This window comes from Polaromonas sp. P4_F6, assembly GCF_056401275.1.
This window is the reverse complement of record NZ_JBFUJQ010000006.1, coordinates 164,028-176,524: the sequence shown is the minus strand read 5'-3', so window position 1 is coordinate 176,524 and position 12,497 is coordinate 164,028. Positions and strand designations below refer to the sequence as shown.

Sequence of the window (12,497 nt, the reverse complement as noted above, 5' to 3'; positions counted from 1 at the left end):
CTTTTCGCCCGGCAAGCCCCAGGCACCGCCCGACACCACAAGGACTGACTTCATGTCTTGGCTAGAAAAACTTCTCCCCCCCAAAATCAGCCCCACCGACCCGACGGAACGCCGCCAGGTGCCCGAGGGCCTGTGGATCAAGTGCCCGAGCTGCGAGGCGGTGCTTTACAAAACCGACCTGGAAAAAAACCAGAATGTCTGCCCGCAGTGCAGCCACCACCACCGCATAGGCGCGCGCGCCCGGCTGGACGCCTTCCTGGACCCGGAAGGCCGTTACGAGCTGGGCCAGGAAGTGCTGCCGGTCGACGCCCTGAAGTTCAAGGACAGCCGCAAATACCCCGAACGCCTGAAAGAAGCCCTGGAAAACACCCAGGAAACCGATGCGCTGGTCGTCATGGGCGGCGCGGTGCACAGCATAGGCGTGGTGGTGGCCTGCTTTGAGTTCGACTTCATGGGCGGCAGCATGGGCAGCGTGGTCGGCGAGCGCTTTGTGCGCGGCGTGCACGCAGCCATTGAACAAAAAGTCCCGTTCATCTGCTTTACCGCCACCGGCGGCGCGCGCATGCAGGAAGGCCTGCTCAGCCTCATGCAGATGGCCAAAACCAATGCCGCCCTGACGCGCCTGGCCAAAAAAGGCCTGCCTTACATCAGCGTGCTGACCGACCCGACCATGGGCGGCGTGAGCGCCGGCTTCGCGTTTGTCGGCGACGTGGTGATCGCCGAACCCAAGGCCCTGATCGGTTTTGCCGGTCCGCGCGTCATTGAATCGACCGTGCGCGTGACGCTGCCGGAAGGTTTCCAGCGCGCCGAGTTCCTGCAGACCAAGGGCGCGATCGACTTCATTTGCGACCGCAGGGAACTGCGCAAGACCGTGGCCAACTCGCTGGCCATGCTGCTGCGCCAGCCGGCGGATGCCGTCAGCTGAGAGACCGGCAAGCCCTGCCTCCCCCTCCCCCCGAAAAGCCCCTCAAGCAAGGCGTATTAGCCGCACGAAAAGTTCGCAGCGCGGGTCACATGGGATGATGTGGTTCACGGCACCCCAGAGCACGATGAGACCATGTCAGAAGCCTTGACCCTGAGCTCCCTTCCCCTGTTTCCGCTGGGTGCGGTGCTGTACCCCGGCGGTGTCCTGCCGCTGCGCATCTTTGAGGTCCGCTACCTCGACATGATCGGCAAATGCCACAAGGCCGGCGCGCCCTTCGGCGTGGTTTCGCTCATCGAAGGATCCGAAGTCCGCCGCCCCGCCGATGCCAATGCCCCGACGGGCGACGGCTTTGCGCAGGAGACCTTCAGCAGCGTGGGCACCCTGGCCACCATCACCGAATTCTCCATCCCCCAGCCGGGCCTGATGGCCATACGCTGCACCGGCGCGCAGCGCTTTGAAATCTCCCGCCGCGAAAAACTCAAGCACGGCCTGTGGATCGCCGACGTCACCCGGCTGGAAGACGACCAGTCCGTCGCCATTCCACCCGACCTGCAAGCCGCGGCCGACGCGCTGGGCAGGCTGATCAAAAGCCTGCAGGTGCGCGACATACCGCAGGCCCAGATGCCGCTGCAATCGCCCTACCGGCTGGACGACTGCGGCTGGGTTTCCAACCGCTGGTGCGAGCTGCTGCCCATCCCTCTGGAGCTCAAGCAGCGCCTGATGCAGCTGGACAACCCCCTGATGCGGCTGGAACTGGTGAGCGACATCCTGGAGCGCACCGGCATCGCGCTCTAGGGTCCCGTGGACGATCCCAAAGCCTTTTCAGGCGGCCGGGCCAAAACGCCCCTGTAAAAACTTAAAATCGACAATTCGGCGCTTTTCGGGCCCACCTCGCGTGGGCCGGGCGCCCGGCACCTTTCGACCTCTTTCCGGAAACCTTGACCCTATGTCCAACCAGCCGAACACGCCCACCGCCCCCCCCGCGCCACAAGACGAAAACAAGCTGATCGTCGAGCGCCGCGAAAAGCTCAAGGCCTTGCGCAAAGACCAGGCGGATGGCAAAGGCGTGGCCTTCCCGAACGACTTCAAGCCGACCGACCATGCGGGCAAGCTGCATGCCGCGCACGGCGACAAGGACGGCGAGGCGCTGGCCGCCGAAGCCATTCCCGCCAAGGTCGCCGGCCGCATGATGCTCAAGCGCGTGATGGGCAAGGCGAGTTTTGCCACCTTGCAAGACAGCACCGGGCGTATCCAGATTTTCCTCACGCGCGACGAGATCGGCGAAGAACTGTATGCCGCCTTCAAGCACTGGGACCTGGGCGATATCGTGGCGGCCGAAGGCAAAGTCTTCAAGACCAAAACCGGCGAGCTGTCCCTCCATGCCACCAGCGTGCGCCTGCTGACCAAAAGCCTGCGCCCCCTGCCCGGCGATTTTTACGGCATGGCCGACCAGGAACAGAAATACCGCCAGCGCTATGTGGACCTGATCACCGACGAGCAGGCGCGCAAGCGCTTCACCGCGCGCAGCAAGGCCGTCAGTTCGATCCGCGAATTCATGGTCAAGCACGACTTCCTCGAGGTCGAGACGCCCATGCTGCATCCCATCCCGGGCGGCGCCAATGCCAAGCCTTTCAAGACCCACCACAATGCGCTGGACCAGGAGATGTTCCTGCGCATTGCGCCCGAGCTCTACCTCAAGCGCCTGATCGTCGGCGGTTTTGACCGTGTCTTCGAGATCAACCGCAGCTACCGCAACGAGGGCATCTCGGTGCGGCACAACCCCGAATTCACCATGATGGAGTTCTATGCGGCCTACTGGGACTACAACGACCTGATGGACTTCACCGAGGCGCTGATCCGCGACGCGGCGCAAAAAGCCGTGGGCACGCTGCAGCTGGGCTACGGCGGCAAGGAAGAAAAAGTCGACCTCGCCAAACCCTTTGCCCGCCTGACTATCCGCGAAGCCATCCTCAAGCACACCGAAGCCGGCGACCATGTCGACGACGCCACCTGGCTCACCAATGCCCTCAAAAAGCTGGGCATGAACGAGGAAAAAGACCGGCTCTCCACCCGGTCGCTGGCCGGCCTGCAGGTGCTGTACTTCGAGGAACTGGTCGAGGAAAAACTCTGGCAGCCGACCTTCATCATGGAACACCCGACGGAAATCTCGCCGCTGGCGCGCGCCAACGACAGCCGGCCCGAAGTGACCGAGCGCTTTGAGCTCTACATCACCGGCCGCGAATTCGGCAACGGCTTCAGCGAGCTCAACGACGCCGAAGAACAGGCCGCGCGCTTCAACGCCCAGGTCGCGGCCAAGGACAGCGGCGACGACGAAGCCATGTTCTACGACCACGACTTCGTGCGCGCCCTCGAATACGGCATGCCCCCCACCGGCGGCTGCGGCGTGGGGATTGACCGCCTCATGATGCTGCTGACGGACAGCCCCAGCATTCGTGATGTCATCCTCTTCCCCGCTCTCCGCCGCGAAGCTTGACCTCAGTTCCAGCTGTCATACACGATGCCACGCCAGCAGGGGCCGCGGGACTGGCTTAGCCAGACCGCAGGCGCCGCCCCCTTGAGGGGGGAACAGGCTACACGCAGTGAGCCTGGACGGGGGTGAGCCTATGTCATTGAAATACCTCGCCGGTTATCCGGAAAACCTGCAGGCCCAGGTTCAGCAATTGCTGGACCTGGGTCGCCTGGGCGAAGTGCTGCTCGCAAAATACCCCCAGGGCCACGGCGTACGGACCGACAAGGCGCTGTACGACTACGTGATGGATCTCAAGAACGATTTCCTGCGCAGCTCCGAGCCCCTGTCCAAGGTGGCTTTCGACAGCAAGCTCCACGTGATCGCCCACGCGCTGGGCACGCACACCACCGTCTCACGCGTGCAGGGCAACAAGCTCAAGGCCAAACGAGAGATCCGCGTCGCCACCTTGTTCAAGGACGTTCCCGCGGAGTTTTTGCGCATGATCACGGTGCATGAGCTGGCCCATATCAAGGAGCGGGCCCACGACAAGGCTTTCTACCAGCTTTGCACGCACATGGAGCCGCAGTACCACCAATATGAGTTCGATTTGCGCGTCTACCTCACGCACGTGGACGCGGTGGGGAAGCTGGCCTGGCCGGGAAGCCAGGCGGCCTGAGGACCAGGGACGGCAGCGTCAGGGAACCAGCCCGAGCGCGTGCATATACGCCGGCTGCACCATCAACTCATCCCAGCCAAACGCCCTGCCCTGCGGCAGCAGCGCCAGGCGCCGCAACTCGCTGGCCTCCATGGCTTCCCACTGGCCCTTGAGCAGGGCCTCGGACATGCCGTCGAGCAGTTCGTCGACGGGCTGGCCCTCGCCCACGGACTGGTTGCACAGCAGCACCATGTCGCAGCCGGCGTTGAGCGCCGTGACGGCTGCCTCGGTGTAGCTCACTTCCTTGCCGTCTATCAGGCGGGCACCGGCCATGCTGAGGTCGTCGCTGAAAATCGCGCCGCCGAAACCCAGCTGGCTGCGCAGGATGAAGTTGAGCCACTGGCTGGAAAAACCGGCCGGCCGGGCATCGACCTTGGGATAGATCACATGCGCGGGCATGACGCTGCTGAGCGTGGTGTTGAGCCAGCCGTAAGGCGCCGCATCATCGGCCAGTATGGCTTTGAGGCTGCGCTTGTCGACAGGGATGTCGGTGTGGGAATCGGCCTTGACAAAACCGTGGCCGGGAAAATGCTTGCCGCAGTTGGCGACGCCGGCCTGCAACAAGCCGTGCATCAGGCTCTTGGCCAGCAAGGTGACGACGCGCGGGTCGCGGCCGAAGGCGCGGTCGCCGATCACGCCGCTTTCACCGTAATCGAGGTCAAGCACCGGCGTAAAGCTGAAGTCGACGCCGCAGGCGCGCAGCTCGGCGCCGAGCACATAACCGCAGGCGGTCGCGGCATTGGTGGCGGCCAGCTGGTCTTTCATCCACAGCAGGCCCAGCTCGCGCATGGGCGGCAGGTGGGTAAAGCCGTCGGTCTTGAAGCGCTGCACGCGGCCGCCCTCGTGATCCACGCAGATCAGCAAATCCTCGCGGATATCCTTGATCTCGGCGCACAGGTCGAACAGTTGCCGGCGATCCTTCCAGTTGCGGGCAAACAGAATGATGCCGCCGGTCAGCGGGTGTTTCAGGCGCCGGCGGTCGGCCTTGGTGAGCGCATGGCCGGCGATATCGATGATGAGGGGAGCGTGCTGGGTCATAAAAAATCCGGAGTTGGGGGTTCCGTTGAGGGATCAGGAGAGCTTTTCCACCACGCAGAAACTGGCGGCGTAGTCGGTCTCGTCGGTCACGGTGACATGGGCAGTGAGCTGGCGCGCCTCGAACCAGGCTTTGAGCGTGCCGTGCAGCACGATTTCGGGCTTGCCGCTGGCGGTCTTGGCGATTTCGCAGGAGCGCCAGGTCATGGGCATGCGCATGCCCATGCCTATCGCCTTGCTAAAGGCCTCCTTGGCGGAAAAGCGGGTGGCCAGGTAGCTGACGCCGCGGTCCGGCCAGCGCGCGCTGCGGGCCTTCCAGGTGGCCAGTTCGCCGTCGGCCAGAATCCTCCTGGCAAAGCGCTCGCCGTGCTTGTCAAGGCTGGCGCGAATGCGGCGCACATCGCAGATATCAGTGCCGATGCCGTAGATCATGGAGCCCCCACGGTCGCCCACTGCGTGTGGCTTCCTGCCCCCCGAGGGGGCCGCCCGCCTGCGGCCCGGCGAAGCCGGTTCCGCGGCTCAGGCTGGTACTTCAGGGTAGTTTCACGGCAGCAGGAAATCATGCGGGTACAAACGCCCGGTCTATGCTGGCCAGATAACTCCTGACGGTGGCGGCGTAGCCCAGCTCCAGCGCATCGGCGATCAGGGCGTGGCCTATGGACACCTCCAGCACGCCCGGCACTTCGCGCACAAACTCCGTGAGGTTGTCGCGGTTCAGGTCGTGGCCGGCATTGATGCCCAGGCCGGCCGCAGCCGCAGCCTGCGCCGCCAGGGTAAAGCGGGCCAGCACCTGCGCTTTTTCGGGGGTGGGCCAGGCGCGGGCATAAGTTTCCGTATAAAACTCCACGCGGTCGGCGCCCACGGCCTTGGCGGCCGCCATGGCTTCGGGCACCGGGTCCATGAAGAGGCTGACGCGCACGCGGCGGTCGTGCGCCTGCTGGATCAAAGGCCGCAGGCGCTCGGCGTCCTCGGGAAAGCTCCAGCCGTGGTCGCTGGTGAACTGATCTTCGCTGTCGGGCACAAAGGTGCACTGGTGCAGCGGCAGGCCGCGGGCAGCCAGGTCGTGCACAAAACCCATGAGGTTCTGGAAAGGATTGCCTTCGATGTTGAATTCACGGTCGGGCCAGTCCTTCATCAGCGCCGCGAGTTCAAAGACGTCGTCGGGACGGATGTGGCGCTCGTCCGGCCGCGGGTGCACCGTGATGCCCTGGGCGCCGGCCTCCAGGCACAGTTCGGCAGCGCGGAGCACGCTGGGAATGTCCAGGTGCCGGGTGTTGCGCAGCAAGGCGACCTTGTTGACATTGACCGACAGCGCGGTCTTGTCGTGCGCATGGGACACGACGGGAATGGGCGAAAGGATTTTCATGGCGGTGGCTCGTTAAAAAGCTTGCAGGTCCATCATCATTTGCCGGGTTTTCAGGACCTTGACGCCACAATGGTAGTGCAGCAGGCCGCGCAGCTGGGTTTTAAGCTCATTGAAGCCCGGGATACAGGCCCGCACGGTGTCGGAAAACAGGGACTCTTCGCCCAGCGCCTGCTGCAGCGCCTGCCACTGCGCGCCGGGCAGGCTGACGCGGTCGTCGTCATGCGCCTGCCGCAGTCCCGCCTCGGGCACCAGCACATAGCGGGTGTCCGGGTTCAGCGGCGCCAGCGTGGCGGTCTCAGCGTCCAGCAGCGGCAAAAGGCCGATGTCGCGCAGCAGCCGCAGCTCGAAGGCGCGCAAGGCCAGTTGCAGGGTCTCGGCGCTCTGCGCGGCGAGCAGCTGCACCGTGGCCGCGTAGGCGTCAAACAGCACGGGATGCGGGTCGTCGCGCGCCAGCAGGCGCATCAGCAACTCATTGAGGTAATAACCCGACAGCAAGGCATCGCCGGTCGGCATGACGTGCCCGCCCTGCCATTCGGCACTCTTGAGGGTGCGGATTTCAGCGTCGCCGCCGAAGGCAATATGCAGCGGCTGCAGCGGCAGCAAAATCGGCCGGAAACTGGAACTCGGCTTCTTGGCCCCCCGCGCCACCAGCGCCACCCGCCCATACTTGCGGGTGAACACCTCCAGGATCAGGCTGGACTCGCTCCAGTCGTAGCGGTGGAGAACGTAGGCCGGCTCGTCGCCTATGCGTTTGGTGGCCATGGCGGTGCGCAACTCCGCTACTCGTAGCCGAATGTTTTAACTCTCGCTTCATCATCGGCCCAGCCCGAGCGAACCTTGACCCAGATCTCCAGGAACACCTTGCCGCCCGTAAGGGTCTCGAGCTCATGCCGGGCTTCGGTGCCTATGCGTTTGAGCTTTTCGCCCTTCTCGCCAATGATCATGCCCTTGTGGCCGTCGCGCTCGACAATGATGGTGGCGGCGATCTTGCGCAAGGTGCCCTCTTCCTCGTACTGGTCGATGACCACGGTGGAGGTGTAGGGCAGCTCGTCGCCGGTCAGGCGGAACAGCTTTTCGCGGATGATCTCGGCGGCCATGAAGCGGTCGCTGCGGTCGGTCAGCTCGTCGGCGCCGTACATCCAGGGCTGGACCGGCAGGTATTTTTCGCAAATGCCGAACAGGCGCTCGATGTCCCTGGCGTTGTTGGCCGACATGGGCACGAATTCTGCGAAATTGTGCCTCTCCTGCATCTCCCTGAGCCAGGGCGCGATCTCGGCGCGCCGGTGTATCAGGTCGAATTTGTTGGCCAGCAGGATCGCGGGCGTCTTTTCGGGCAGCAGGGCCAGCACCTTGGCATCGGCCTGGTTGAACTGGCCGGCTTCGACGACAAACACGATCAGGTCCACGTCATTGACGGCGCCGACCACGGTGCGGTTCAGCGAGCGGTTCAGCGCGTTGCCGTGCCGGGTCTGGAAGCCCGGCGTGTCGACGAACACATATTGCGTCGCCTTGACCGTGCGCATGCCGGTGATGCGGTGGCGCGTGGTCTGGGCCTTGCGCGAGGTGATGCTGATTTTTTGCCCCACCAGGGCATTGAGCAGGGTGGACTTGCCTACGTTGGGCTTGCCCACAATGGCGATCAGGCCGCAGCGCTGCTCGCCGGCAGGCGGCGTGGTGGCGGCCGGCACGGCCGCGCCGCGCGAGGACAGTGCCTGCGCCAGCATGGCTTCGAGCGCATCGGGCGGCTGCGCTGCCTCCAGCGGCTTGGCCTGCCGCGTCTTGGGCTTGGTGGCGGGCGCTGCTGTGGCAGTAGCCGGTTTTTTGGCTTCTTTTTTACCTGTACTCATAATTTTGGGGTGTTGGCCCGCAGCCTCTGGGCGGCGGCGGGCGCGGAGTCAGGATTCCAGCGTCTTGACAAACATCAGCATGGCCGCCGCGGCGGCCTGTTCGCCGGCCCGGCGCGAACCGCCTATGCCGCGCTCGGCCCGCCCAAACTCCGCGATTTCACACTCGACGTCGAATGTCTGCTTGTGGGCGGCACCCATGGTGCCCACCACGCGGTAGATAGGCAGGTTCATTTTGCGCCCTTGCAGCCACTCCTGCAATTCGGTCTTGGGGTCCTTGCCGATGGCCTGCATCTGGGGGTTGATCTCGACATCCTTGAAGAGGCGGTGCACCAGCCGGGCGGCGGTGTCAAAGCCCGCGTCAAGGTAGACCGCGCCTATCACGGCCTCCAGCGCGTCGGCAAGAATGGAAGGCCGCTTGTGGCCGCCGGACTTGGCCTCGCCCTCGCCCAGGCGCACCATCTCGGGCAGGCCCAGCCCGACCGCCAGCTTGTGCAGGGTGTCCTGCTTGACCAGGTTGGCGCGCACACGGGACAGGTCGCCCTCGGGCAGCTCGCTCAGTTGTTCATAGAGCAGGCCGGCCACCGCCAGGTTCAGGACGGAATCGCCCAGAAACTCGATGCGTTCGTTATGGTCGGACGAAAAACTGCGGTGCGTCAGTGCCTGCAGCAGCAGCTTGGGGTTGGAGAACTCATGCTCCAGGCGCTTTTGCAGCGCCGGCAGGCCCGGGCTCGAGGTGGCGCTGGCTCGCACTTATTTGGATTTGCCGCTGTACTTGAGCAGCAAGAAGGCAGGGCCGGCCATGTGGATTTCCTTGTTGTAGGCGAAGGACACCACCGTTTTATCGCCGTCCTTGGTCACTTCCAGGTCCTTGCCGCTGATCGATTTGATGTCGTCAATCTGGGCCGCCTTGTCGAAGATGGTCCGGACTTCCACCACGGTGCTGCCTTCCTTGGCCTTGTTGGCGGCTTTGGTGATGGCCTGAAGCTCCACCAGCGTCGGGAAAACCTGGGCGGCCAGAATCCCCGCGCAGACCAGGACGACGCAGAAAAACAGAAGGCCGATGAAGGAAAGGCCGCGTTGCTGATGTTTCATTTTTTCTCCTGCTCTGACTAGAAAACCCTCCGGCCCGCCGCCCCGTACGGCGCTGCCGCCCATATTGCTATTCAAAAGAGCCGATACGCTTGAGGTTGCCGAAATTCATCCAGACAAAAAAGGCCTTGCCCACGATATTGGCCTCCGGGACAAAGCCCCAATAGCGCGAATCCTGCGAATTATCGCGGTTGTCGCCCATCATGAAGTACTGCCCCTCTGGCACCTTGCAGACCATGCCCTCGCTACTGTAACGGCAATTTTGCTTGAAAGGAAAGTCCATGACCTCACGCTCATCCAGCCCGGCGCGCCGTGTGTCGTCATTGAGCAGGCGGTATTTCTTGCCGCCGTTGACCTCTTCGAACTGCTTGGCGTAGCGCAGCACGTCCTCGTCGAAGAAGTCCGGCAGCGGCGTCTTGGGCAGGGGTTTGCCGTTGATGGTCAGCTTTTTGTTGATGTAGGCCACCTCGTCCCCGGGCACGCCGACCACGCGCTTGATGTAGTCCAGGCTGGGTTTGGGCGGATAGCGGAACACCATCACGTCGCCGCGCTGCGGGCTCTGGTTGTTGATGACCTTGATGTTCAGCACGGGCAGGCGCACGCCGTAGTGGAATTTGTTGACCAGGATCAGGTCGTTGATCAGCAGGGTCGGGATCATCGAGCCGGAGGGGATCTTGAAGGGCTCGAACAGGAAGGAGCGCAGCAGGAAAACCACCACGATCACCGGGAACAGGCCGGCGGTCCAGTCCAGCCACCAGGGCTGCATGATGAGCCGGGCGCGGGCTTCCCCGAGGTTGTTGTTGTCGACCTGGGTGATGCCTTTTTGGGCCAGCTCGGCCTGGCGCCTGGCGGCGCTTTCCTCGAGCGCCGCGGCGGCCTTGTAGCGCTGCGGCAGGAAATAAAAGCGCTCGGCCAGCCAGTAGATGCCGGTGACCACCGATGCCAGGAACAGCAGCAGGGAGAAATTGCCTTCAACGGCACCGAAGTACCAGGCGGCGCCGTAACCCACAAAGGCCGCCAGCACCGCGGCCGTGATCGTGCTCATTGCGCCGCGCATCAGTCTTCCACCTGCAAAATGGCCAGGAAAGCTTCCTGGGGTACTTCAACGGAACCGATTTGTTTCATGCGTTTTTTACCCGCTTTTTGTTTCTCTAGGAGCTTGCGCTTGCGTGAAATATCGCCGCCGTAGCATTTGGCGATCACGTTTTTGCGAAGCGCCTTGATTGTCTCACGCGCAATAATGTTGGCCCCGATGGCGGCCTGGATCGCGACGTCGAATTGCTGGCGCGAAATGATCTCGCGCATCTTGGCGACCACCGCCCGCCCGCGGTAGGCCGACTGGCTGCGGTGGACGATGATGGACAGCGCGTCCACCTTCTCGCCGTTGAGCAGGATGTCGACCTTCACCACGTCCGAAGCCCGGAATTCCTTGAACTCGTAGTCCATGGACGCGTAGCCGCGCGAGACGGACTTGAGCTTGTCGAAGAAATCCAGCACGATCTCGCCCAGCGGCATCTCGTAGGTCAGCATGACCTGCTTGCCGTGGTAGGCCATGTTCAGCTGGATGCCGCGCTTCTGGTTGGCCAGCGTCATGACGGCACCCACGTAGTCCTGCGGCATATATAAGTGCACGGTCACGATGGGCTCGCGGATCTCGTTGACGCGCCCGGCGTCCGGGATTTTGGACGGGTTCTCGACCATGATGGTCTCGCCGTCGGACTTGAGCACCTCATAAACGACACTGGGCGCCGTCGTGATCAGGTCCTGGTCGAACTCCCGCTCCAGCCGCTCCTGGACGATTTCCATGTGCAGCAGGCCCAGGAAGCCGCAGCGAAAGCCGAAACCCAGGGCTTCGCTGACCTCGGGCTCATAGTGCAGCGAGGCGTCGTTGAGCTTGAGCTTTTCCAGCGCGTCCCGCAGGGATTCATACTCGCTGGCTTCGGAAGGGTAGAGGCCGGCAAAAACGGCCGGCTGGATTTCCTTGAAACCGGGCAGCGCCTCGGTGGCGGTGAACGCCGCGCCGCCGGTGCCGGGCTTGACCAGCGTGACGGTGTCGCCCACGCGGGCGGCCTGCAGTTCCTTGATGCCGGCAATCACAAAACCCACTTCGCCGGGCTCCAGCGACTGGCGCGGCTCGGTGTGCGGGGTGAAGACGCCCAACTGCTCGGCGTTGTACATCGCCTCGCTGGCCATCAGCTTGATGCGGTCGCCCCTGGCGAGCCGGCCGTCGACCACCCGCACCAGCATGACCACGCCCACATAGGCGTCGTACCAGCTGTCGATGATCATGGCGCGCAGCGGGCCGTCCGGGTTGCCCTTGGGCGAGGGAATCCGGGCGACAATGGCCTCCAGGATTTCGTCGATGCCCATGCCGGTCTTGGCGCTGCAGGGAATCGCGTCGGTCGCGTCGATGCCGATGACCTCCTCGATTTCCTGCTTGGCGTTCTCGGGGTCGGCCTGCGGCAAGTCCATCTTGTTGAGCACCGGCACGACCTCGACGCCGAGGTCCAGCGCGGTGTAGCAGTTGGCGACGGTCTGCGCCTCCACGCCCTGGCTCGCGTCCACCACCAGCAGCGCGCCCTCGCATGCGGACAGCGAGCGGCTGACCTCATAAGAGAAGTCGACGTGGCCCGGCGTGTCGATCAGATTGAGGTTGTAAACCTCGCCGTTGAGTGCCTTGTATTTGAGCGCAGCGGTCTGCGCCTTGATGGTTATCCCACGCTCTTTTTCGATGTCCATCGAATCCAGAACCTGCGCGCTCATCTCGCGGTCCTGCAAACCACCGCAGCGCTGGATGAGTCGATCGGCCAAGGTGGATTTGCCGTGATCAATGTGCGCAATGATCGAAAAATTTCTGATGTGATTCATCAACGAGAACGCCTAAGTACTTGAAAGTATTGCGAAGAGATTGGGTGCGATTCGCGAGGGGCCATAAAAAAGGGCGCGTCGATTAGCGACGCGCCCTGAACCAACAATCTATGGCAACTGCGATAGTTGGAACTTCATTGTAGGCAAAAAGCCAGAGCCGAACAGTCCCGAAATTGCCATAT

At 63.4% G+C, this 12,497-nt stretch carries 13 protein-coding genes; 4 read left to right on the top strand and 9 right to left on the bottom strand.

Translation table 11 applies throughout. From position 1 onward, the window contains the following. The first annotated feature begins 52 nt into the window (after positions 1-52). The 4 genes from accD to AC1DUN_RS15975 all read left to right on the top strand — a co-directional run bounded on the left by accD (position 53) and on the right by AC1DUN_RS15975 (position 4,071). Entirely contained in the window at positions 53-925 is an 873-nt protein-coding gene (gene accD / locus AC1DUN_RS15990) for an acetyl-CoA carboxylase, carboxyltransferase subunit beta (protein ID WP_007866591.1), read from the top strand. A gap of 132 nt (positions 926-1,057) precedes the next feature. After that, a complete protein-coding gene (locus AC1DUN_RS15985; protein ID WP_477714814.1) occupies positions 1,058-1,720 on the top strand; it encodes an LON peptidase substrate-binding domain-containing protein in 663 nt (220 codons plus the stop codon). Positions 1,721-1,871: 151 nt separating this feature from the next. Next, complete coding sequence (gene lysS, locus AC1DUN_RS15980; RefSeq protein ID WP_477714813.1) at positions 1,872-3,419, top strand: lysine--tRNA ligase; 1,548 nt, start codon at positions 1,872-1,874, stop codon at positions 3,417-3,419. Between the two features lie 130 nt (positions 3,420-3,549). After that, positions 3,550-4,071: a YgjP-like metallopeptidase domain-containing protein gene (locus AC1DUN_RS15975; protein WP_477714812.1), complete on the top strand. Its 522-nt coding sequence runs from the start codon at positions 3,550-3,552 to the stop codon at positions 4,069-4,071. A gap of 18 nt (positions 4,072-4,089) precedes the next feature. Here AC1DUN_RS15975 and nagZ read toward each other — a convergent pair whose 3' ends face one another. The 9 genes from nagZ to lepA form a co-directional block, all read right to left on the bottom strand. Further along, positions 4,090-5,148: a beta-N-acetylhexosaminidase gene (nagZ, locus tag AC1DUN_RS15970; protein ID WP_477714811.1), complete on the bottom strand. Its 1,059-nt coding sequence runs from the start codon at positions 5,146-5,148 to the stop codon at positions 4,090-4,092. 33 nt (positions 5,149-5,181) lie between these two features. Beyond that, the gene (gene acpS / locus AC1DUN_RS15965) at positions 5,182-5,577 is read right to left on the bottom strand and encodes a holo-ACP synthase (RefSeq protein WP_477714810.1); all 396 of its coding nucleotides are present in this window, start codon (positions 5,575-5,577) and stop codon (positions 5,182-5,184) included. A 127-nt stretch (positions 5,578-5,704) separates the two neighbouring features. After that, positions 5,705-6,511: a pyridoxine 5'-phosphate synthase gene (locus AC1DUN_RS15960; protein ID WP_477714809.1), complete on the bottom strand. Its 807-nt coding sequence runs from the start codon at positions 6,509-6,511 to the stop codon at positions 5,705-5,707. Positions 6,512-6,523: 12 nt separating this feature from the next. Then, on the bottom strand, positions 6,524-7,273 hold the full coding sequence (gene recO, locus AC1DUN_RS15955) for a DNA repair protein RecO (RefSeq protein ID WP_477714808.1): 750 nt from the start codon (positions 7,271-7,273) through the stop codon (positions 6,524-6,526). Between the two features lie 17 nt (positions 7,274-7,290). Continuing rightward, positions 7,291-8,358, bottom strand: coding sequence for a GTPase Era (gene era / locus AC1DUN_RS15950; protein WP_477701092.1), 1,068 nt, complete (start codon positions 8,356-8,358; stop codon positions 7,291-7,293). A gap of 48 nt (positions 8,359-8,406) precedes the next feature. Continuing rightward, positions 8,407-9,108, bottom strand: a complete 702-nt coding sequence (gene rnc, locus AC1DUN_RS15945) for a ribonuclease III (protein WP_007873895.1) — start codon at positions 9,106-9,108, stop codon at positions 8,407-8,409. Beyond that, entirely contained in the window at positions 9,109-9,450 is a 342-nt protein-coding gene (locus AC1DUN_RS15940; RefSeq protein ID WP_477714807.1) for a DUF4845 domain-containing protein, read from the bottom strand. A gap of 67 nt (positions 9,451-9,517) precedes the next feature. Then, a complete protein-coding gene (lepB, locus tag AC1DUN_RS15935; protein WP_477714806.1) occupies positions 9,518-10,492 on the bottom strand; it encodes a signal peptidase I in 975 nt (324 codons plus the stop codon). Positions 10,493-10,503: 11 nt separating this feature from the next. Beyond that, on the bottom strand, positions 10,504-12,315 hold the full coding sequence (lepA, locus tag AC1DUN_RS15930; protein WP_074577666.1) for a translation elongation factor 4: 1,812 nt from the start codon (positions 12,313-12,315) through the stop codon (positions 10,504-10,506). Positions 12,316-12,497: the final 182 nt, after the last annotated feature.

Excerpts from the sequence above, each read along its gene's own strand:
- accD (WP_007866591.1), top strand. The coding sequence starts at position 53 with ATGTCTTGGCTAGAAAAACTTCTCCCCCCCAAAATCAGCCCCACCGAC.
- AC1DUN_RS15985 (WP_477714814.1), top strand. The coding sequence starts at position 1,058 with ATGTCAGAAGCCTTGACCCTGAGCTCCCTTCCCCTGTTTCCGCTGGGT.
- lysS (WP_477714813.1), top strand. The coding sequence starts at position 1,872 with ATGTCCAACCAGCCGAACACGCCCACCGCCCCCCCCGCGCCACAAGAC.
- AC1DUN_RS15975 (WP_477714812.1), top strand. The coding sequence starts at position 3,550 with ATGTCATTGAAATACCTCGCCGGTTATCCGGAAAACCTGCAGGCCCAG.
- nagZ (WP_477714811.1), bottom strand. The coding sequence starts at position 5,148 with ATGACCCAGCACGCTCCCCTCATCATCGATATCGCCGGCCATGCGCTC.
- acpS (WP_477714810.1), bottom strand. The coding sequence starts at position 5,577 with ATGATCTACGGCATCGGCACTGATATCTGCGATGTGCGCCGCATTCGC.
- AC1DUN_RS15960 (WP_477714809.1), bottom strand. The coding sequence starts at position 6,511 with ATGAAAATCCTTTCGCCCATTCCCGTCGTGTCCCATGCGCACGACAAG.
- recO (WP_477714808.1), bottom strand. The coding sequence starts at position 7,273 with ATGGCCACCAAACGCATAGGCGACGAGCCGGCCTACGTTCTCCACCGC.
- era (WP_477701092.1), bottom strand. The coding sequence starts at position 8,358 with ATGAGTACAGGTAAAAAAGAAGCCAAAAAACCGGCTACTGCCACAGCA.
- AC1DUN_RS15940 (WP_477714807.1), bottom strand. The coding sequence starts at position 9,450 with ATGAAACATCAGCAACGCGGCCTTTCCTTCATCGGCCTTCTGTTTTTC.
- lepB (WP_477714806.1), bottom strand. The coding sequence starts at position 10,492 with ATGAGCACGATCACGGCCGCGGTGCTGGCGGCCTTTGTGGGTTACGGC.
- lepA (WP_074577666.1), bottom strand. The coding sequence starts at position 12,315 with ATGAATCACATCAGAAATTTTTCGATCATTGCGCACATTGATCACGGC.